This is a genomic window from Candidatus Defluviilinea gracilis (assembly GCF_057138825.1).
The window spans coordinates 1-21784 of record NZ_DBNHEF010000087.1 but is presented as its reverse complement, the minus strand read 5'-3'; the positions used below and the strand labels follow the sequence as shown (position 1 = coordinate 21784).

Sequence of the window (21784 nt, the reverse complement as noted above, 5' to 3'; positions counted from 1 at the left end):
GGAAAGTGGAGAATTAGAAAGTTGAGACTGGAGATTGGAGACTGAGGATCAAGAAAGCGCTTCGTCAGATACATATGTTCAAGCGACCATTACGCAATACGCAGTACGCAATATTGATTTCCATGCTTGCCATGATGCTATTTGCATCTCTCTCTGTTGCCTCCGCCCAAGGAACCACGCCCACCGATGACGATGTGAACAAGATCGCCAAGAAGTTGTTCTGCCCGGTGTGCGAGAACACGCCGCTGGATGTGTGCCCCACCGAGGCGTGCCGTCAGTGGCGGGAACAGATCCGCCAAATGCTGATCGAGGGCAAGACAGAAGACGAGATCATCCAGTATTTCATCGACACCTATGGCGCGCGCGCTTCGGGCGATCCGCCGAACAAAATTGCGTCGTATCTGATTCCGGTGACAGCGATCCTGTTGGGGGCGGCGCTCCTCCTGCGGGCGTTGCAAATGTGGAAAAAGCCGAAGGCGGCCGAATCAACCGTCCCTGCGGGCGAGGCGAAGCAAGTCCATCAAGATGAATATTTCAATAAACTCGAAGACGAATTGAAGAAGAGAAAATAGATGATTGAGACAACCCCTCCCCGCCGGGCAGTTCCGCTGTGGGTTCAGATCGTGATCTGGGTATTTTTGGCTGGCTTGCTGGCGCTGGTGGCATTGGGACTCAGCCGCCGACAGCAAGGCACCGTGCAACCCGGCGAAGTGATCGACGATTTTTCGCTCACGTTCTACAGCGGCTACGAGTTGGACGGCAAAACAGAGATCAAATTCAGCGACCTGCGCGGCAAGGTTGTGGTGTTGAACTTTTGGGCGTCGTGGTGTAAACCGTGCGAGCAGGAAGCCGCCGACCTGCAACAAGCGTGGACGGAATACGCGCCGACCGGTGAGGTGGTGTTCCTCGGCGTCGATTATGTGGACACCGAAGCGGACGCGCGCGTGTACCTGAAAAAATTCGGCATCACATACGCAAACGGCGCGGACCTGGCGACAAGAATCTCTCAATACTTCCGAATCAAAGGCGTGCCAGAGACGTATTTCGTGGACCGGGAAGGCGTGTTGCGCTATGTGCAGATCGGTCCCTTTTCCGGCGTGGATCAAATTCGGGAGCAGATCGATCTTTTGTTAAAGTAGAGGGCGAATGGATATTGCGGCAATTTTCCTGACACTGGCAGTGTTGTTTTTCGTTGGAATGTATCTATACGCGCCGTTCGCGCGCGGCTATGGCCGGCGTGTGACGGCGGAAGAGCGCGAACTTTCCGCATTGCTGGCGAAGCGCGAGCGCGTGTTGAGTTCTTTGCAGGAACTGGATTTCGACTACAAACTCGGCAAGATTCCCGAGGAGGATTACCCCATCCAGCGGACGAACCTCCTGCAAACAGGCGCGGATATTTTGCGCCAGATGGACGCGTTGACGATCGACGAAACCGACCTGCGGCGCAACAGCGCAAAGAAAGCCTCAGCCAAAAAGGAACTGACCGATTCCGAACTTGAGTATTTGATCTCGCAACGCCGGGCGTCGCGCAAAAAAAATTATGAGGGCTTCTGCCCCAAATGCGGCAAGCCGGTCCTGTCAAGCGACAAGTTTTGCGCGTCATGCGGGAAAGCGTTGAATTGATTTGCGATTCGCTGAATGCGAAGTACGGGATATGAGATACGAGATACGAGATACTCTGATAAGGCAAAACACGAATGAAGTTTCGCATCACTTTTATTGCAATGCTCGCCATCCTACTCACCGCCTGCAACATGACGCTGGCGGAAGATATCACACCGCCGCCTGGGTACGTGGCGCCGACGCCGATGCCCACGCTGGCGTTGTATCCAGCGCAACCCCCGAGCGTGGAAAACGGCAAACTGATCTACGTTGAAAAATGCGCTCCCTGCCATGGCGACACCGGTCTCGGAGACGGCGAGCAGGGCATTCAACTTGGCGTCACCGTCCGCGCGTTTGGGTTGGCAGAGATCGCCCGCCCCGCATCGCCCGCGCAGTATTACGCCGTAGTCACACGCGGGAACATCGAGCGCTTCATGCCGCCCTTCAACAGCCTCACCGATCAGGAACGCTGGGACGCGGTCGCGTACGTGATGACACTGCACACCAAAGCGGAAGAGATCGAAGCGGGCAAAAAACTTTTTGAAGCAAATTGCGCCGGCTGTTCGCTGGACCTTTTCAAAGACCAGCAAAAGATGTCGTCATTCACCGAAGTGGAACTCGCCCGCCTCGCCAGCCAGGGCGGCGATGGACTGCCGGCCTTCGGCTCAACTTTAAGTGAAGATGAACTCTGGGCGGTGGCCGCATACTTGCGGACTCTCTCCTTCGATACCGCGCCGATTGCGACGCCTCAACCTCTCGTTCACACCCAGGGGACGCCGGCTTCAGCCGCCTCTACCTCTGTCGCCCCTGAGATAACGCCGCTGGCGACGAGTCAAGCATCCACGGCGGGTGAAGCGACAGTCACCCTGCAACCCGGCTTCGGGATCGTCAGCGGAGTCATCGACAATCAAACCGGGGCAGATCTGCCGTCTGGTTTGGTCGTCACCTTACGCGCATATGATCACGACGCGAACGATCCAAACGCGGGTCCCGTTGAAACTTTTTCACTCGAAGGCGTTGTTGAACCAGACGGCGCGTATTCCTTTGAAAATGTCGAAATCCCCGCCGGCAGAATCTTTCTCGCGGAACTCACCTACGCAGGCGTGAAATTACAGTCCGAATTTCGTATTGTTGAGGAAGGCGCGCAACTTGTCAGCATTCCCTCGTTGACGATCTACGCCCTCACCGAGGATCCTTCGGGCTTGGTAATGGACGACGCGCAGGTCATCTTCGAATACGCCGCCGATTCGATCGCCGTGTACACGCTGTACTCATTCCGCAACCCGACCGATGAAATGATCGTCGTGCCGCAAGATGAAACGGGACAGATCCCGTTCATCAAATTCCCCAAAGGTTCGTCTGGTTTTGGTTTCGAGCCAACGCAAGACAGCGCCACATTCCTTTCCACTGCCAATGGGTTTGCCATCCCGCCTAGCGACGCATCGTACGGGCTGGTGGCATTCTCCTCGCTGGCAAAAACGGATGAAATAAATTTCTCGATGCCGTTCGACCTGCCGATTGCGTCGGTGAATGTATTCGTCCCCGTGGGCACAAAAGTGGAACAGGCGCAGTTAACCGATTTGGGTATTCAAACGATCCAAAACTTCACCTATCAAATTTACGAATCAGACTCCATCGCGGCGGGCGGGTCGCTTGCCTTCACGTTGACCGGCGAACCATCGGACGCGCCCGCGGCGACATCGAATAACACCGCCATGCTGATCGGGGCGGGCGTGCTGGGAGCCGCATTGCTGGTTGCTGGCTTCTGGATGTATCGACAAGATGCTCGCAAAGCGCAAGCCACCGAGGAAGAAGACGCGGGCGAGTTCGAGTCTGCCGAAGAGGTGATGGACGCGATCATCGCGCTCGATGACCTGCGCGGCAAGAAAAAGATCGGCGAGCAGGCGTATCAGAAGCGGCGCGCAGAATTGAAAGAAATACTGAGGATAGAGAGTAGAGAATAGAGAATAGACTTTATCTGTAATAAGCTCAAGTTCTTTTGTAGGACGCGGATAAACGCCGATGAACGCTGATAAAGAAGAAAAAATCCGCGTTTTCCGCGTCAATCCGCGTCCGAAAAATTATTTCCGATAACGTCTGATAGAGAATCGTCGTATGGCTCATTTTCTATCATCAAGTCGGCTAATGGCATTATTGTTATGATCACCGTCAAAAAACTCGTTAAACGATTTGGGTTAAAGACCGTCCTGCGCGGCATGGATTTTGAAGTTAAGCCGGGCGAATTTGTCGCGTTACTCGGTCCTAACGGCGCGGGCAAGACCACTTTTTTGAGAATCCTCGCCTCGCTTTCGCGCCCATCGCTGGGAGAGGTGAACATCGCCGGCTTCAAACTTCCCAACGAAGCCGCTCAAGTCCGCGCGAGGCTGGGGGTGGTGTCGCATCTTCCGCTTTTATATGGCGATCTCACTGCGGAGGAAAATCTCCGCTTTTACGCCCGTATGTACGGAATTACGAATGACCAACTCCGCATTACCGAGGTCTTGGAGATGGTCGGGCTCGCAAACCGCCGCCGCGACCTCGTGCGCGCCTATTCGCGCGGAATGCAACAACGTCTCGCCATCGGGCGCGCGGTCCTACACGACCCGGAGATCATGTTATTTGACGAGCCATACACCGGGTTGGATCAGGACGCATCCACCATGTTAGATGATGTTTTGAAAACTGTCGCCGCGCGGGGACGCACCGTAGTGATGACCTCGCACGATCTGGCTCGCGCGGAGGAACTGGCTACCCGCTTCGACATTCTCTCGCGCGGGGTGATCGCCGCCTCCGCAACACGCAGGCAGGTGAAGAAAACCAACCTGCTCGAATTTTACAAACAGGCATTGGCAGGGTGAGATGAAAAGGAGCGAGCAGTTATCAGCGAGTAGCAAGCAGTCGCAAAGTAGTTTTTTCAAGGCTATCGGCGCGATCGTGTGGAAGGATTTGCGCGCCGAATTCCGCTCGTGGGAACTGATCTCATCAATGCTCGTGTTTTCCCTGCTGGTGATCCTGATCTTCAACTTTGCGCTTGAGTTGGACGTAAAGACCCGTCAATCCGTGACGGCGGGCGTGCTCTGGGCAACCTTCGCCTTTGCCGGCACCCTCGGCTTGAACCGCTCGATGGCGATTGAAAAGGATCGCGGCTGTCTCGATGGTCTCCTGCTCGCGCCGGTCGATCGCTCGGTCATTTACTTCGGCAAATTTTTCAGCAACCTCGCCTTTATGCTCATCGTCGAAGCGATCGTCCTGCCGGTGTACAGCGTGTTGTATAACACCAACTTATTCCAGCCGGGATTATTGCTCGTTATCCTGCTTGGCTCGGTTGGGTACACCTCCATCGGCACGTTGCTCGCCGCCATGTCGGTGCAAACGCGCACGCGCGATATCCTGCTCCCCATCCTGCTGTTCCCGGTGGTGTTCGCGGTCCTGCTTGCGGCGGTCAGAGCCAGCGGCGGGTTATTAGACAACTCGACCATTGCCGATGTTTCGTTCTCGATCAATCTTCTGATTACCTACGATGTCATTTTCATCGCCGCCTCATTTATGTTATTCGACTCGATCGTGGAAGAATAAAACTAGAGAATAGAGAATAGAGAATAGAAAGTGGAATCTCCCATCCCTTGTCTCCAAGAAAAAGGAACACCTATGCGCCACAAACCTGTCACCCTCAAAATTCTTGACCTTGTCTCGATCATCCTGCTGTTTGCCGCGGCGTATCTCGCCATTGTTGTTGCGCCGACCGAGAAAGTCATGGGCGAGGTGCAACGCGTCTTTTACTTCCATGTCGGCACGGCGTGGGTCGCGCTCATCGGCTTCGTGTTCACCGCCGTTCTAAGCGTGATCTACCTCGTCACCAAGAACCTCAAGTGGGATCGCATCCAAGTCGCCGCCGTCGAAGTGAGCGTGGTGTTCTTCCTCATCACCATCATCCTCGGCTCCATCTGGGCGCGCCCCGCGTGGAACACCTGGTGGACGTGGGACCCGCGCCTCACCACTGCCGCCATCGCCGAGTTGATCTACATTGCCTACTTCATGCTCCGCCAAGGCATCGACGACCCCGACAAACGCGCGCGCTTCGGCGCAGTCTACGCCCTCATCGGCGGGTTGAGCGCCCCGATCACCTTCTTCGCCATCCGCCTGTTCCGCACCATTCACCCGGTGGTCATCGCCGGCGCCAACGCGGAAGCGGAAGGCAACTTTAGCATGTCGGGCGATATGCTCACAGCGTTCTTCTTCGCCCTATTTGCCTTCACCGTCATCTTCCTCGACTTGTTCTGGAACCGCATCCGCCTGGGAGAATTCCAGAACGAGGTCGAAGAGATGAAAATGAAAGCCTCGTATTAGCGCGCGCGGCAACGATCCCATTCCCCTCAATCAAGGAGTCAAACATGTTCTTCCAGGAAATCACCCCCGACACCTCCGGCTACATGATCGCCGGGTACGCCACCACATTCATCATCCTCGCAATCTACGTGGCAAGCCTGTTCCTCCGCCAGCGCAACCTCAAACAGGATATGGACATGCTCGCCGAGTTGGAGAAACCCGTCGAAAAACCAGCCAAGTCTGTAACCAAAAGAAGCAAAAAGAAATAGGGCAATCAGTACGGAGTCCGCTATAATGATGGCGGACTCTTTTCATTTATGAGACAGAACAATGGGATTCGGACCGGGTGGCGATTCAGGTTCCTACGCTGGAGCCTGCTTATCATCCTTGTGGGAAGCGGGTTCGCATCCAGCCCCAGTGAGTCTGCTTCGCCCGTGGCAGACCCCCCCGGCCCCGACCGGTTCTCCGTCACCCTCGTCGAATATACCGAATACACCTGGTGGATGATCCGCTGGGGATCGAATCAATTCATCTGCGAACTCAAGACCGACCACGAGGGACTGCCGACCATCGCGGACGTATACTCCGATTGTCTCCCAGACGATTACGACGATTGGGTCAACCAGAAACCCTGCACCGAGCATGATGTCAGTTTATGCAAAGGGAATTACCTGGTGTTGATCGAAAGCCAGCCCGCGCAAAAAGAAGTAGCCACCAAACTCCCCTCGTCTTCGGTGCAAGTATCGCTGGAAAACTGCAACCCCGTCTACACATCATCGACAAGCATCTGCGAAGCCGAACCGATCCTCATCCTGAATGGCATCGAGCCGCTTCCCGAACACCAAATCATCCGCATCGAAGGGTTGTATGCGGGACAATCGTTTGTTTGCGACGCCCACTGCCGCTTGCGCCTGCCCATTACCGGCGAGAACGGCGAAACGTTACAATTTTGGGCATTCTCCAGCTATGGGGACAGCAGTCCTATCTTCAACGCGCTTGTGCGTGTTGCCCAAGCGGAGAGCAACGACCCCGACCAGGCTTTTTGGTATGTGGATGTGTTAAGCAGTCAATGGATGGGCGTGCCTGTGGCTAGTTGTGTCGAAACATGGAAGACACTGCCGCCCATCGGTGGTCCGCAGGAATGGCTAAGCACGCCTACACAAAGCGAAACGCTGGGAACCGACATTCCCTACAACTATCTCGCCGCGAACTTGATCCGCAAAGGTGTGGTCGACGCGGTGACTTGTGAAAACAACGGCTTACAGGAAGACGGCAACGCATCTTCCTGCGGCATGGACAAAGCGCGAGGAGCCGTCACCGCATGGCAAAACCAGTTCGATGAAATTATTTTAAATGTGGCAAAAGACACAGGCGCGCCGGCAAACCTGCTGAAAAATTTATTTGCCAAAGAAAGCCAGTTCTGGCCTGGCATTGGCGCGAAGGATGACGTGGGCTTGGGTCAACTGACCGAACAAGGGGCAGACACCACCTTAATGTGGAATCCCCCGTTCTTCAACCAGTTCTGCCCGCTCGTCATGGATTCCGAAGAGTGCAAAAAAGGCTACCTCGGCTTGGAAGAAGACCAGATGCGACACGCGCGCCTCGCCCTTATTCAGGCAGTCAATGCAACGTGTGAAGACTGCCCGCTCGGCATCGACCTCGACCGCGCCAATTTCAGCATCGGCGTGTTTGCCCATACCCTGCTTGCCAACTGCGAACAAGCCGGGCAATTGGTGAGAAACGTCAACGCGGCGCAAACGGCTGGTTCGGTTTCCACCTACGAGGACTTATGGAAGTTCTCGCTGGTCAACTATCACGCCGGTCCCGGGTGTCTCGGCGACGCGCTCGATCTCACGTTTGCGAAAAGCCTCGAAATGACCTGGGAGAACGTTTCATCGAATTTATCCGCCGGGTGCAGCGGCGCAGTAGACTACGTCAACGACATCAGCGAGTGAATCGTTTTCACTTCAACCCTGCGCGGAGGCGTTTGCCTCCGCGTTTTGTTTTGAGGTAAACTAGAAATCTCCCTCACCCCTAAGGAGTCATCATGCTCACCCTCGTCGAAAAAATTATCTTCGCCTTATTCATGATCGCTTCCGTTGTGTGGACGTATCGCGGCGCCCGGCGGATCGCGCGACAGTTCTCCAGCGGACAGGGTAAAGTGGATTGGTCGCTCGCTTCAAAACGGACGGGGGAACTGGTCGCCAAGTATGTATTTTTTACTCCCGTCTTTCGGTTCCGCCCGCTCCCCAGTTTTTTACACGCCTTCATCGGCTGGGGGTTTTTCGTTTATGTGTTCGTCAACCTCAATGAATTGATCCTCGCCTACACGGGCGTCAACCTGTTACACCACACCGGCATCCCCGGCGACATGTATCGTTCCTTGGCAGAATTCATCTCGTTCGCGCTGATGTTCGGCATGATCGGCATGTCCATCCGCCGCTACATTCTCAAACCTGCAACGCTCACCACACGCGACACCACCCTACTCAACCCCAAAGCGCGCGCGGGCATCACAATCGATTCCATGATCGTGACCGGCACATTCTTCACGCACACGTTAGCGCGCGTGTTCGCCGAGTCGTTCTATCTCGCCCGCCATGAAATTCACGACGCATGGCAACCCATCACCTCCGCGCTGGCGGGCTTGTGGATCAATCTGCCCGAGTCGCAACTTTTGTTCAATGAGCGCTTGATGTTTTGGATCTCATTGGGATTCGTGTTTGCCTTCCTGCCATATTTCGCTTATTCAAAACATATCCATTTATTTGTCGCGCCGTTAAATTTCGCGCTCAAGCCCGAACGGAAATCCATCGGGCAGTTGAGTTACATCAACCTCGACGACCAGTCCATCGAACAGTTTGGCGCGGCAAAGATGAGCGACCTCGGCTGGGAACAGATCATGGATGCGTACGCCTGCATCCAATGTTTTCGATGTCAGGAGGTTTGTCCCGCATACAACACGGGAAAAATTTTATCGCCCGCCGCGCTGGAGATCAACAAGCGTTATCACCTGAAAACTGGCGACACCGATGTGCCGATGCTGAATCTCATTTCGGAAGAGGCGGTCTGGGCTTGCACAAGTTGCGGCGCGTGCGTGGACATCTGTCCCGTCGGCAATGAACCGATGCGCGACATCCTCGACATCCGCCGAAATCTTTCGATGATGGAGAGTCAATTCCCGAAGCAACTCGAGAACGCGTTCAAAGGAATCGAGCGCAACGCGAACCCGTGGAATGTGCCGCAGTCTGATCGCCTGAAATGGGCAGAGGGACTCAATGTGCCGACCATCGAGCAAAACCCCGAGCCCGATATTTTATGGTGGGTTGGCTGTGCCGCGTCAACGGATGCGCGCGCGCAAAAGACAGCGCAGGCGTTCGCAAAAATTTTGAACGCGGCGGGAGTCAACTTTGCCGTGCTCGGGCGGAACGAATCCTGCACGGGCGATCCCGCTCGGCGCGCAGGACGTGAAGATATTTTCTTTGCGATGGCTTCGCAAAACGTGGAAGTCCTCAACGAGGTAAAACCGAAACGGATCGTCGCCACTTGCCCGCATTGTTTACATACGATCAAGAATGAATATCCCGCGTTTGGCGGAAATTACGAAGTGGCGCATCACACGCAATTTATCAATGAGTTGGTTGGCGCGGGGAAGATCAGTTTAGAAGTAAGCAGTGATCAGTTATCAGTGACGTTCCATGACCCGTGTTATTTGGGACGGCACAACAAAATTTTCGACGCGCCGCGCGAGGCGTTGCAGTCCACTGGCGCGTTGACGATTGAAATGCCGCGCAATTCTGCCAAGTCGTTTTGTTGCGGCGCGGGCGGAGCGCAAATGTGGAAGGAGGAGGAAAGCGGCACAGCGCGAGTAAACCAGACCCGTTTTGCCGAAGCGAAGACGACGGGCGCATCCACGCTCGCGGTGGGATGTCCATTCTGCATGGCGATGATGACCGACGCATCCAAAGCCGACGGAGGGGAGATCCAAGTGAAGGATGTGGCGGAGTTGGTAGCCGAACGGCTAAAGAGTTGATCGATCCCTTATGCCCACGCTTCAAAACAAAGGCGAGTATTTATTGGTTGAGATCAACGAGCCATACTCACTGGAGATGATCAATTCGGCGATCCATGAAGTTACCGCGTATTGCAAAGAACACAACTTGAACAAAGTGTTAGTGGACATGAGGAACATGCCGGGCGCCCCAAGTATCCTTGAACGCCATCTCCACGGAATTGAGGTTGCCAAAGTGTGGGGAGCGCGAATTAAAGCGGCTTTGATCCTGCGACCTGAAAGTCTTAGCCACATGACCGAAAATACCGCCGTCAACCGCGGCGCGAATTTATTATCCACATCCGATCTTGCTCATGCTTTGGAATGGCTTGGCGTAACAGGGTAGCCCTCCGGAACGAAAATATTTGACACGATGATTGTCAATATAGTAGAGAAACCACCAAAAACACCTTGAGGTCATTCATGTATACCTGTCAAAACAAGGGCGATTATTTGCTTGTAGAAGCCAGCGGAAACTATTCGCTGAACTTGTTGGTATCCATCATTCATGATCTAGCTGATCGCTGTCAGAAAGAGAATCTAAATAAAGCATTGCTCGACTTGAGAAATGTTGAAGGCAATCCCAGCATCCTTGACCGCTATCGCTTTGGTGTCGAAATCGCCAACGCGTGGGGACCAAAAATAAAGGTGGTTACCGTTGCAAGACCGGAGGCGATCAACAAAATGGGCGAAAATACCGCCGTCAATCGCGGGGCGAATGTATGGGTTACATCCGACATGGATATCGCGCTACAATGGCTTGGGGTTGAAAATAAATGACAGGAGAATCATCATGCTGAACTTGAACACCAAATTCGGGCGCGTCGCCAAGAAACATTTGAAAAGCGAATACTTCATCTGGCTGACGACGGTGGACTCAACAGGCGCGCCTCAACCCAGACCGGTGTGGTTCATCTGGGACAAAAATTCGTTCCTCATTTTTAGCAAGCCGCTGGCGCATAAACTGAAACACATCCGAAAGAATCCGCAAGTTTCATTGCATTTCAACTCTGCAGATAAAAAAGCGCAAGAGCATCTGATCATTTTCATAGGGACAGCGCTTGTTGAAACGAGTTCGTTGCCCGCGCATAAGATCCGCGCGTACATGAAAAAATACAAGGCGGGGATCCAAGGTTTGGGCGCGACCCCGGAAGAATTCTCCCGCGAATACTCAGTCGCCATCCGAATTACTCCCGCCAAGTTGCGCGGTTGGGAGTAAAATACCCCACCAACGAGAGGAGGCTGGAATGAAAGATTTGGTCAAAACTCTGCATCCTGAAAAGAAACAGGGCGTGAACATCAGCAGGGAAAAATACGACATGATACGAAAAGCAATTATGAGCGAACTTCGCAGCAACAAAGAAATGACCTTTATGAAACTCTCGCGCGCAGTGGAAAAAGAAGTGCGCGGAAAATTCGACGGCTCGGTGATGTGGTACGTCACCACCGTCAAACTCGATCTCGAAGCGCGCGGCGAGGTGAAGCGCGTGCCCAACTCGCGCCCGCAACTCGTTCGGCTGGCAAAATAGGAATCTTCATGGCAGACACCATCCCATTCGACGTTTCAGCCGCGCACAAATATTTCTCAGCCGAAAATTTCAACAGAACTTGGGAACTTATAGAAAAAAGCGAACGCACCGACGAAGAAAACCTGGCAATGTTGCACAATGCCATCGCATCGCTATGGCATTGGTCCCAGCGCGAGGACGTCTCTGCGAAACCACTATCAGTCGGGTATTGGCAAGTCTCGCGCGTGTATAACATCATTCAACAACCCAGCCTCGCGCGGACGTATGGTCTACAGGCGTTGAAGCACGCGGCGAGTCTCGATCCATTTTATAAAGGCTATGCCTGCGAAACCCTCGCCCGCGCCGAAATGCAAAGCGGCAACCGCGTGATCATGCTTGAATATCTCAATCAGGCGCGCAGTTTCGCGCAACAAGTGACACAAGACGAAGACCAACAACTTCTCCTCCGCGATCTGGAATCCATCCAATAAATGACCTATCCGCGATCCTTTCTGCTGTGCGCGATGCTCGCCCTCCTCTTGCTCTCTGCCTGTTCCTCGAGCGCCACGCCCGCGCCAACCCTGACGGCGTTCGAACAACTGGGTCAATCGGTCTTCAACTTGCGATGCGCGCAATGCCACGCGCTTGTGCCAGATACGGTAATCATCGGTCCGCCGCTGGCAGGAGTCGCCACACGGGCTGGAACCCGCGTCCCTGGGATGGAGGCGACGGAATATCTCGAAACGTCGATCCTGTTTCCGAAAGATTTCCTCGTCCCTGAATATACAGACACCATGCCGACCAATTTTGGAAAAGAATTGACCAGCGAGGAACTCGAAGCGGTGGTCGCGTTTTTGATGACGTTGAAATAATATGATAGACCTCACAGGTCTTAAAGACCTGCGAGGTCTTCTCAATTCCCGGTTGGGGATGCAGTTCGATTTACTTGGCAAATCGTGCATCCCGCTCGCAGTGCAACTGCGAGCGAACAAACATACGGAAGTTATTAATTTACCGACCCTAATGACCTGTGAGGTCTTCTCGGAGGAGAAATGAAAATCTGGATTAAACGCATCTTCCTTATTTTGGGCTTGCTTGCCCTCGTCGGCATCTTCTACGCCGCGTTTGCCCCCCTGCCCTTCGACGAACTGCCTCCCGAAGAGAAGTGGGGCGCGGGCGCGAGCAGTGTGCTTCCCGCGTATAGCGGGTTGCAACGCGAATTCCCCGCGCTCAACGGCGATACATCGCCTGAAAAAGCGAAACTCGGTCGTTTGTTATTTTTCGACCCGATCCTTTCCAAGAATCAAGATATGTCGTGCGCCACGTGCCATAACCCCAGCCTCGGTTTCAGCGATGGCTTGCAAACGGCAAAAGGTTCCGATGGTTCATCCCTACCGCGCAATACGCCCACGCTATGGAACGCCGGCTACTCGACAAAACTTTTCTGGGACGGCCGCGCAGACTCGCTGGAAGCGCAAATGTCTGTGCCTCTGCACGCGGAGAATGAAATGGCTGGCTCTGACGCGGAAACCGTCGCGCGCTTGATGAAAATCCCCGAATATGTGGAGTTGTTCAACAAGGCATTTGGGAACAATGCCATCACCGTCGAAAACGCGCAAACAGCGATCGCTTCCTTCGAGCGGACTCTGGTTTCAAACAATAGCCCTTTTGATAAATACGCCGCGGGTCAATTCGACGCGTTGACATCGCAGCAACGGCGCGGCTTGAACCTCTTCCGTTCGGCGGCGACGCGTTGCTTTGAATGTCACGCCGCGCCAACCTTCGGCTCGGATGATTTCTTCGTGACCGGTTCGCCCGACCTCGAAGGGTTCCAGCACGACGAGGGTCGCGCCGCCATTGCCAGCGACGGACAGGATGGCGCATTCAAAGCGCCGACGTTGCGCAACGTCGCGTTGACGGGACCGTACATGCACAACGGCGCATTCGCCACGCTGGATGACGTTCTCTGGTTCTACGAAAAAGGCGGCGGGAGTCAATACGGCTTGGAAGTAGACCGTCACATCCTCCCCATTGAGTTGAGCGCGCAGGAACACGAAGATTTGGTCGCGTTCCTCTACGCGCTAACCGATGAAAGCGCGATGCCCGAAATTCCAACCTCTGTGCCATCGGGCTTGCCGGTGGTGGAACAATACCCTAACCTGGCGCGCGAAGTTGTCAGCCAGTTGAATGTCGAGGTGACTGAATCAGGCATCCCTGCGCATGAACCGACTGTCGTCCGCGTGGGCCCAAAGGAAACGATTCAACAAGCCGTCGACCGGTCTGGTCCGGGCGATACGATCGAAGTCCCGTATGGGATTTATCACGAGTCGGTGGTGTTGGATTGGAGCGATGTCAAACTGGTGGGCATCCCGAATGATCAGGGCGAGTGGCCCGTGATTGACGGCGAAGGCACGCGCTCGGATGGAGTCATCGCATCGGGAAATAATTTCGAGATGTATAACTTCGCCGTAAAGAATTACACATCGAACGGCGTGCTGGTGGAAGGCGCGACGGGCGTGTATTTGCATGATCTGTATATTGAAAATACCGGCGTGTACGGCGTGTACCCCGTGCGCTGTACGGATGTGCTGATCGAACGTATCGAAGCGACGTTGATGAACGACGCGGCGGTCTACGCGGGCAAGTCGGAGAATGTGGTGATCCGCGATACGTTGACCTACGGCAATGTGATCGGCGTTGAGCTGGAGAACACGGTCAACGGTGAAGTGTATAACAACGTGGCGCGCGACAACACCGTTGGGATTTTCATTGATCTTCTACCGCAATTGCCGTCCAAGGTTTCGTTATACACAAAAGTGTACGATAACGTTGTTGAAAATAACAACGGCGAGAACTTCGGCAAACCCGGAACCGCCGTGGCGCTCGCTCCCTCTGGGACGGGCATCTTGATCCTCGCCGCAGACGAGGTGGAAGTGTATAACAACACCATCCGCGGCAATAAATCGGGCGGGTTGGCAGTGTTCAACCTCACGATCGGGTTCGACGTCAACGAGATTGACGTGGGTCCAAACCCCGAGCATGTGTACGCGCACGATAACATCTACGAGAACAACGGCTACGACGCCGATCCGTTTGTAAAGAAGATACTTGGCAGGGGGTTCGATATCATTTGGGACTCGAACGGCGCGGATAACTATTTCGACGAAGAAGCTTCATCGTCTTTCCCGCCTATTCTGCCGAAGACTTCGTGGCCCCAGCCGCTGTATAACTTGTATTGGAGATTCTTCAATTTTGTGGTTGGGTTGGCGGGGTGAGGAAGAGCAGAGAATTAGAGAATTGAGATTGGAGACTGGGCTGGGAGGCTCGGTCTCCTTTTTTGTTTATAATGAGTAAAGGTTTCGTAGTGACGACTTTAGTCGTCTCAGCGCAGGACGACTGAAGTCGTCACTACGTTTTATTGCAACGTTTATAGGAGTTTAGTTTCATGCATCGCCTCTTCCCTGTTTCTACAAAAGACGACATTTTCCCCGAATACCAAAATACCCCTGTTGGATTATTGCTTGAATACAACAATCTCAACAGGGAGTATGAAGCGTACACACAAGCGCAATTGCTGATCGGCATGTGCATGGATAACCGCAAGCATTTGCATATCCCTGATAACTTTGCATACATCATCCGCGCGGGCGGCGCGAATTTGCGCTACAGCGAATTCAAAGTTTCATACGCCATCGCGGTGGGAGGCGTGACGTGCATCGCGTTGATCGGTCACAACCAGTGCGGGATGGTCAACTTGATGTCGCGCAAGGAGGCGTTCATTCAAGGTTTGGTCGAACGCGCAGGCTGGGAGCGCGAGCTGGCGGAACAACACTTCACGAACTTTACCCCGATGTTCGAGATCGGCAACGAAATCGATTTCGTGCTCAGCGAGGCGCAACGGTTACGATCGCGTTACCCGAAGATCTTTGTCGCGCCGTTGTTTTACAAGGTGGAGGATAATTTGTTGTATCAGGTGAAAAATATCTAGGGGATTCTACGCCGCCGCTTTCAACGCCGAGCGGATCATCAAAAATTCGGTGATGTTTTCCGCGGTGATCAAGCCGACGAATTGACCGGCGTGCATGACGGGCAGAGTCTTCGCGCCCGTTTCTTGCAGACGAGTGAGGGCTGATTCGACCATGTCGTGCGAATCCACACTGGGGACATCTTTCCGCATCACGCCGACGACCGGCGCGCTTTGTCCCTGGCGCGATAACGCGGCGATGAACGCGTCGCGTTCGAGGATTCCCATCACTGCTCCGTTGGCATCCACCACGGGGAAATCATGCTGTGAACCGGCAAGGATGAGTCCCACAACTTGCGCAAGCGTGTCGCGCGGCGAAAGGGTTTTGAAATCCGTCAGCATCGCTCGCGTGACGGGGATTCCGCTGATCGAATTTTTCATCAACGCCATGCTGGCTTCCTGCGACGCGCCGATGTAGACGAAGAAAGCGATGAACAGCAGGAAGGGATTGCTGAACATGCCGATAAACCCAAACAAGAACGCTATGCCCTGACCGATGCTCGCGGCAACCTGCGTCGCGTGGACGTAGTCCATACGCATGGCGAGGATGGCTCGCAAAACACGCCCGCCGTCCATGGGGAAGGCAGGGATAAGATTAAAGAGCACGAGGGTGATGTTGATCACCATCAAGCGCATGAGAAAAGAGCCTGAGGCGATGGTCAAGCTGGTGAGCGGAGTCAGTTTCCCCGTCGCGGCAAGAAGCGCAAAGAGAATCCCAGCGATGACCACGTTAACGGCGGGTCCCATCAGCGCGACCCACAACTCCTCGATGGGTTTATCAGGCATGCGCTCCAACCGCGCCACACCGCCAATGGGATATAGGGTGATGTCGCGGGTTTTGATGCCGTATTTGCGGGCGGTCAGCGCGTGACCGTATTCATGCAAGACAACGCAGAGAAAAAGAGCGAGGATGAAGATGATGCCGTTCACCACCTGGGCGATGGTCCCATGCTGGAGCCAGTAGCTGTATCCCACCCAGCCGATCAATAGAAGAAACGTGGCATGGACGTACACGTCAATGCCAAGAAAGCGACCCAGTTTCCATTGCCATTTCATTTTTTATCTCCTTCGGTTGATTAGAGTTTACACTCTGCCTGTTAGAAGATTGTTGTAGTTTTATGAAGATAACATGAAAATTTGACTCTACCGTTTTTAACGGGAAGTCTTTTTTTTCAAACACAAAGGACACGACGGTCACAAAGGAAATACTCAAGGACTCGGGGTTCTTTTTTGCCATTTGTGTCGCTTCGATGAACTCAGCGCAAGACTCTGTGTCTTCCGTGGTGAGGCGCTTTCCCGTTGATTACGAGGGATTCGAAAATTTTCGACGAAAATAAAGACCCGCCCAGATCACCTTGCATTTTCAAAATCGGGACGCTGATTCACGCAGAAAACGCAGATTTTCTTTCTTTTGAATCAGCGAAATCAGCGTTTATCTGCGTCCAAATGTATTCTGTAAGATAATCAGAGACCCGCCATGCTGGCGGGTCTGGTTCGATGTTATTTGATGATCCCCAATTTCTTCCCCGCTTCGCCGATGACGTCCATCGCGCGTTCGATCTCGCTCGGGTCGTGCGCGGCGGTGACGGTTGCCCTCAGCCTCGCCAATCCCTCTGGCACGGCGGGCGAAACGACCGGCAGGACGAACACATCGTTGTGTTGCGCTTCGCGCGTCATGGCGAACGCCGCTTCATCCGTGCCGCATAAGACAGGGACGATTGCCGTCTCGGTGAGCATGGTGTCGAAGCCCATGCTTTTGAGCCCGCCGATGAATTGTTTGGTGTTCTGATTCAAGCGTTCGATGCGCCAGGGTTCATCGAGGATCACTTTGAAGGCTTCGTTCGCGGCGGCGGCTTGCGCGGGCGGCAGGGCGGCGGAGAAAATATACGCGCGGCTCGCGTGACGCAGATAGGTGATGATCTCTTTGCTCGCGGCGACATATCCGCCCACCGAGGGGATGGTCTTGCTCAAGGTGCCCATCTTGATATCGATGCCCTCGTAGAGGTCGAAATATTCTTCGATGCCGCGCCCGGTCTTGCCGAGCACGCCGATCGAGTGCGCCTCATCGATCATCAACCAGGCGTTGTATTTTTTGCACAGGTCAACCATCGTAGGCAGGTCGATGATGTCGCCGTCCATGCTGAAGACCGAATCGGCAATGACGAGTTTGGCAACGTCGCTCGGCGCGTTTTTCAGCAAGCCTTCGAGATGATCCATTTCGTTGTGGCGGAATCGGCGAAACTCCGCGCCCGACATCAAACAGCCGTCCACGATGGAGGCGTGATTCAATTTATCGGAGAAGACATAATCGCCGCGTCCCATCATGGTCGAGACGACAGTTAGATTCGTTGCATAGCCCGATGAATACGTGATCGCAGATTCGGCGTGTTTGAAATTTGCGATCGTCTCTTCGAGTTCATTGTGGATCGTCAACGTGCCAGCCAGCGTGCGCACGCCGTTCGTCCCCGTGCCGAATTTGTCTACGGCGGCTTTGGCGGCGGCGTTAATGCGCGGGTGGTTGAGCAAGCCCAAGTAGCCGTAGGAGGCGTACATCCCCATCACGCGCCCGCGCACGCGCACTTTCGAGTCATCGAGCAGTTCTTCCACAGGCTGGTTGTAAAAATACAAGTCGTTTTCTTTGAGCATGGCAACGCGATCGTTCATCGCTTTGATGCGGCGGGTGACGGCGTCGTCGGTGTGATGCAAATCCATACAAATCCTCCGGGAAAGAATGCGGCAAGTGTACCAGACTGTGAAGCGATTTAGAAATCATCCCGCGACAAACGAACAGGCATCGACGCGCGGGACGATTCGAGCAAAGCGCGGATCACGCGGATATTGGCGCGCGAATCATCCAGTGAGACGCGCGGTTCGCGCCCCAGCAGAATCGCGTCCGCCATATCCTCCACCTCGCCGATATACAATTCGCCGCCGCGCACGCGGATCGATTCAGTCTTGTCGTTCCGCGTGAGATAGATCGTTTCATCGACGCCGGGTTTAAACGGATGCGGAATATTCAACGCGCCGTCACTGCCGACAATTTCCATAAATGCGTGGAACGGGATGACGAAACTGGAGTCAAACTGCGCGTGGAGGTCTCCATCGAAACGCATCTGCCCGACGAAGGTCTCGTCGATTCCTGTCGGACCTTCGACCTGCCAGCCAAATACTTCGACCGGCTCCAAGCCTGTGACCATTCTTGCGTAACTGATTGGGTAACAGCCCACATCCCAAATGCTTCCGCCGCCCCACTCGGGGGTCAAGCGCGCATCGTTTTCGCGGGTCAGCACGAAGCTGAACGAGCCGCGGATCATCTTTAACGCGCCGAGCGAGCCGCTCCGCACAATCTCCCGCGCTTTCAACGTCTGCGGATGGTGACGGTACATGAACGCCTCCGCCACGATTCGTCCATGCGTATGCGCGGCATGTTTGATGGCGTCCACTTCCTCTACGGATAACGCGAGCGGCTTTTCGCAGAGCACGTGCTTGCCTGCCTCCACCGCTTTAATCGTCCATTCGGCATGGAGGTGATTCGGCAACGAGTTGTAAATCACGTCAATGTCGGGGTCGGCAAGTAACGCCTCATACGAGCCATGCGCGCGCGGGATCTTTTTCTCTTTGGCGTAGGCGTTGGCACTCTCTGGCGAACGAGAAGCCACAGCCAACACATGATTCCGCTTCGAAACTTGCAACGGCGGGATCAATGCGCGGTTGATGCGCGCCGTGGAGAGTAATCCCCAGTTGAGAGTTTTGGTCATTGCTTGTATACCATCAGTCTTTGCACAGCGGGTCTAACACGGCGGAAAATTCCTTCGGTTCCACCGTACCAAACCAGCGATAAAGAATATCATTCTGCGAATCGAGAAGCACAAACTCGGGCGTGGCGAAAGGAGACAACAGGTCGCGCCATGCGGTCCGCTCATGGAAGTTAACGCGCTCCACCTTCATACATCCATTGTACTGATTCTTGATCCCATCCACGATGGGCTTCATGGCGCGACATTCCATTCAAGCGCCAGAAAAGAACTCGATGAAAGTGAGGTCGTTCGGCTGAATGCGCGGGGCGGAGGTGACGGCAACCGACGGCGTAGAGACAGGGCTTGTGGCGCGCGGAATCGGGGTCGCCGACGCCTCTCTCGCGCAAGAGGACAGGAGAACCGAAATAAAAAAGAGGATTCTCAATCGACGGGTCATGATGAGATTATATCGGATTGCCAGCGCAATCACTATCTGTATTTCGCGAAAGTTCAGGCGGCAGTTCGATTTACCAAGCAAATCGTGTTGCCTGCCTTGACGCAGTACAACTGCGTCAAGAACCTGTTTTCGCGATCCACTGCCTATCCACCGCCAGAGCAATATTTACATCCCCGCTTCTCTGCCGCGACGATTGCCTGGTCGCTCGACCAGAAGAAGTTTTTCTCTCCGATGGTATCCACGAGTCCGCCGCGCTTCATCATGTTGTAGGCATTGTCATGGACTCCCGCGAACATGAGCGTTCCACCTCGCTGATGCAAACGTTCATGCAGACGATGGATCGCCTCGATGCCCGCCGTGTCAATCAGCGAAACTCCGCGCATCGAGAGGATCAACGCGTGTGTGTCTTTCAAATTTTGAAACGCCTCGTTGAATTGTCCCGTCGCCGCAAAGAACAACGGACCCGTGAGGAACGCAACCTTCACGTGTTTGCACTTCCCCGCCGTTTCGATTCCCTTTTGCTTGAGCCGCTGAACGTCTACTTCCTGTACTTCGATGTCAATGCCCGCGATCTTGTTGAGGAAGACCGCGCCCGCGAGGAAGGAACCGATGAGGATGGCTTGCGTCAAATCGAGGACAACAGTGGCAAGCATCGTCACGATGAACGAGATCATGTCGGTCTTGAAGCGTTTGCCGAAGATGAATCGAATCGCCTCCCATTCGTTCATGCGGATGGCGGTGACCATCAACACACCCGCCAACGCCGCCAAAGGGATTCGTCCCATGAACGGCGCGAGCAGAAACATGGACAGCAACAACCCGATGGCGTGGACAATGCTGACAAGGCGGGTCTGTCCGCCCGATTTGATTCCCACACTGGAGCGCGCGATCGCCGCCGTGGCGGGCACTCCGCCGAAGAACGGGATGAGCATGTTGCCCACGCCTTGTGCGATCAACTCTTGATTCGCCTGCAAGCGGATACCGGTCATGTTCGAGCCAACCGCGCCGCACAACAACGACTCCACTGCGCCCAATGCGGTGATGGTGAGAGTCGGCGCGAGGAATTCGGAGAGGTGAGTCCAGGGGATGTTGGAAAGAGAAAGTCGAGATTGGAGAATTAGAGAATTGGGGATGTCGCCGATGGTTTGGGCGGACCAACTCAACGCTTGTGCTGAGCCGTGTCGAAGCATCGAGGAAAGAAGCGTGGCGAGGATGATGCCGAGGAGTGACGCGGGGAAGCGCGCCGTCCATTTTTTGGGCATGAAGAGCATCGTCCCGATCACAAGCAAACCGATGGCTAGAGACTGGAGGCTGGGGGTGAATCCGCCTTGAAAGTATCCGAGAATTTTTTCCGCGGCGGTGTCTGTGGCGGGAGTTTTGACGCCGAGCAGGTTGTCAATTTGACCGATGAAGATGATGAGCGCGATGCCCGAGGTGAATCCGCTGATCACGGCGGAGGGGATGAACGCGATGAAACGCCCGAGCCGCAACAGACCGATGACGAATAGGATAATGCCCGAAAGCAAACCCGCGACCCAGATGCCTTCGAGTCCGTAGCGTTGGACGAGGACGATCAACACGGCAGACATCGCGCCTGTGGGTCCGCTGATCTGGAACGGCGCGCCCGTAAGCGCTCCCATCACAAAGCCCGCGAGGATGGCGGTGACGAGTCCTGCCGCCGCGGTCGCGCCCGAGGCAACTCCGAACGCCAGCGCGAGCGGCAACGCCACCGCGGCAACGGTGAGACCCGCGAGCAAGTCCTGTTGAAATTTGGCAAGCGAATAGCCAGTGAACTCGTCCTTGTACAGGCGAGCGAGACTTCTTCTTGGCATAGATTGTTCTCCGAAAATAGTAATTTCACAAAGGCTCACTGCTCCCCCAAGGCGTCCTTTGTGTTAGTGGCGGGATTGTATCATAAGCGTTATTGCGGATATTTCCAAACTGGTCTAAAATTAGGGCAATCGCATCTAAATCGGTGAGGCGAGGACTTTGAGGAGGTAATCCTGGTTCCAAGCGGCTTGGAGTTGCTTGGCATGCATACCGCCTTTGGCGGTTTTCTCCTGTTTGAGCAGATTGAGC

General features: G+C 54.5%; 24 protein-coding genes. 18 read left to right on the top strand and 6 right to left on the bottom strand.

Annotation, left to right across the window (positions count from 1 at the left end):
- The first annotated feature begins 131 nt into the window (after positions 1–131).
- The 18 genes from AC16KF_RS18995 to AC16KF_RS18910 all read left to right on the top strand — a co-directional run bounded on the left by AC16KF_RS18995 (position 132) and on the right by AC16KF_RS18910 (position 15475).
- Complete coding sequence (locus AC16KF_RS18995) at positions 132–572, top strand: cytochrome c-type biogenesis protein (RefSeq protein WP_484038942.1); 441 nt, start codon at positions 132–134, stop codon at positions 570–572.
- Positions 573–1139 carry a TlpA family protein disulfide reductase gene (locus tag AC16KF_RS18990; protein ID WP_484038941.1) on the top strand — a complete coding sequence of 189 codons (567 nt, stop codon included), beginning with the start codon at positions 573–575 and terminating at the stop codon, positions 1137–1139. It abuts the gene before it with no gap.
- 7 nt (positions 1140–1146) lie between these two features.
- On the top strand, positions 1147–1623 hold the full coding sequence (locus tag AC16KF_RS18985) for a zinc ribbon domain-containing protein (protein WP_484038940.1): 477 nt from the start codon (positions 1147–1149) through the stop codon (positions 1621–1623).
- A 74-nt stretch (positions 1624–1697) separates the two neighbouring features.
- On the top strand, positions 1698–3566 hold the full coding sequence (locus AC16KF_RS18980; RefSeq protein WP_484038939.1) for a c-type cytochrome: 1869 nt from the start codon (positions 1698–1700) through the stop codon (positions 3564–3566).
- Positions 3567–3761: 195 nt separating this feature from the next.
- Positions 3762–4460, top strand: a complete 699-nt coding sequence (gene ccmA, locus AC16KF_RS18975; protein ID WP_484038938.1) for a heme ABC exporter ATP-binding protein CcmA — start codon at positions 3762–3764, stop codon at positions 4458–4460.
- Between the two features lies 1 nt (position 4461).
- Complete coding sequence (locus tag AC16KF_RS18970; RefSeq protein WP_484038937.1) at positions 4462–5178, top strand: heme exporter protein CcmB; 717 nt, start codon at positions 4462–4464, stop codon at positions 5176–5178.
- 72 nt (positions 5179–5250) lie between these two features.
- A complete protein-coding gene (locus tag AC16KF_RS18965) occupies positions 5251–5949 on the top strand; it encodes a cytochrome c biogenesis protein (RefSeq protein ID WP_484038936.1) in 699 nt (232 codons plus the stop codon).
- 44 nt (positions 5950–5993) lie between these two features.
- On the top strand, positions 5994–6197 hold the full coding sequence (locus tag AC16KF_RS18960) for a hypothetical protein (RefSeq protein WP_484038935.1): 204 nt from the start codon (positions 5994–5996) through the stop codon (positions 6195–6197).
- A gap of 48 nt (positions 6198–6245) precedes the next feature.
- Positions 6246–7883: a hypothetical protein gene (locus AC16KF_RS18955; RefSeq protein ID WP_484038934.1), complete on the top strand. Its 1638-nt coding sequence runs from the start codon at positions 6246–6248 to the stop codon at positions 7881–7883.
- Between the two features lie 92 nt (positions 7884–7975).
- Entirely contained in the window at positions 7976–9961 is a 1986-nt protein-coding gene (locus tag AC16KF_RS18950; protein WP_484038933.1) for a (Fe-S)-binding protein, read from the top strand.
- A gap of 10 nt (positions 9962–9971) precedes the next feature.
- Positions 9972–10325: a hypothetical protein gene (locus AC16KF_RS18945; protein WP_484038932.1), complete on the top strand. Its 354-nt coding sequence runs from the start codon at positions 9972–9974 to the stop codon at positions 10323–10325.
- Between the two features lie 77 nt (positions 10326–10402).
- Positions 10403–10759, top strand: a complete 357-nt coding sequence (locus tag AC16KF_RS18940) for a hypothetical protein (protein WP_484038931.1) — start codon at positions 10403–10405, stop codon at positions 10757–10759.
- Positions 10760–10772: 13 nt separating this feature from the next.
- A complete protein-coding gene (locus tag AC16KF_RS18935) occupies positions 10773–11198 on the top strand; it encodes a TIGR03667 family PPOX class F420-dependent oxidoreductase (protein ID WP_484038930.1) in 426 nt (141 codons plus the stop codon).
- A 28-nt stretch (positions 11199–11226) separates the two neighbouring features.
- The gene (locus AC16KF_RS18930; RefSeq protein WP_484038929.1) at positions 11227–11508 is read left to right on the top strand and encodes a DUF6958 family protein; all 282 of its coding nucleotides are present in this window, start codon (positions 11227–11229) and stop codon (positions 11506–11508) included.
- An 8-nt stretch (positions 11509–11516) separates the two neighbouring features.
- Positions 11517–11978: a hypothetical protein gene (locus tag AC16KF_RS18925; protein WP_484038928.1), complete on the top strand. Its 462-nt coding sequence runs from the start codon at positions 11517–11519 to the stop codon at positions 11976–11978.
- A complete protein-coding gene (locus AC16KF_RS18920; protein WP_484038927.1) occupies positions 11979–12359 on the top strand; it encodes a c-type cytochrome in 381 nt (126 codons plus the stop codon). It begins immediately after the preceding gene.
- 180 nt (positions 12360–12539) lie between these two features.
- On the top strand, positions 12540–14762 hold the full coding sequence (locus tag AC16KF_RS18915; protein WP_484038926.1) for a parallel beta-helix domain-containing protein: 2223 nt from the start codon (positions 12540–12542) through the stop codon (positions 14760–14762).
- 170 nt (positions 14763–14932) lie between these two features.
- On the top strand, positions 14933–15475 hold the full coding sequence (locus AC16KF_RS18910; protein WP_484038925.1) for a carbonic anhydrase: 543 nt from the start codon (positions 14933–14935) through the stop codon (positions 15473–15475).
- A 6-nt stretch (positions 15476–15481) separates the two neighbouring features.
- Here AC16KF_RS18910 and AC16KF_RS18905 read toward each other — a convergent pair whose 3' ends face one another.
- From AC16KF_RS18905 to AC16KF_RS18880, 6 genes are all read right to left on the bottom strand, one after another.
- Positions 15482–16567 (bottom strand): site-2 protease family protein, encoded by a 1086-nt coding sequence (locus AC16KF_RS18905; protein ID WP_484038924.1) that lies wholly within the window; start codon positions 16565–16567, stop codon positions 15482–15484.
- A 444-nt stretch (positions 16568–17011) separates the two neighbouring features.
- On the bottom strand, positions 17012–18223 hold the full coding sequence (locus tag AC16KF_RS18900; protein WP_484038923.1) for an aminotransferase class I/II-fold pyridoxal phosphate-dependent enzyme: 1212 nt from the start codon (positions 18221–18223) through the stop codon (positions 17012–17014).
- Positions 18224–18273: 50 nt separating this feature from the next.
- On the bottom strand, positions 18274–19269 hold the full coding sequence (locus AC16KF_RS18895) for a Gfo/Idh/MocA family protein (protein WP_484038922.1): 996 nt from the start codon (positions 19267–19269) through the stop codon (positions 18274–18276).
- A 13-nt stretch (positions 19270–19282) separates the two neighbouring features.
- Positions 19283–19519, bottom strand: a complete 237-nt coding sequence (locus AC16KF_RS18890) for a hypothetical protein (RefSeq protein ID WP_484038921.1) — start codon at positions 19517–19519, stop codon at positions 19283–19285.
- Complete coding sequence (locus tag AC16KF_RS18885) at positions 19520–19705, bottom strand: hypothetical protein (RefSeq protein WP_484038920.1); 186 nt, start codon at positions 19703–19705, stop codon at positions 19520–19522.
- 143 nt (positions 19706–19848) lie between these two features.
- On the bottom strand, positions 19849–21537 hold the full coding sequence (locus tag AC16KF_RS18880) for a SulP family inorganic anion transporter (RefSeq protein ID WP_484038919.1): 1689 nt from the start codon (positions 21535–21537) through the stop codon (positions 19849–19851).
- Positions 21538–21784 lie beyond the last annotated feature (247 nt).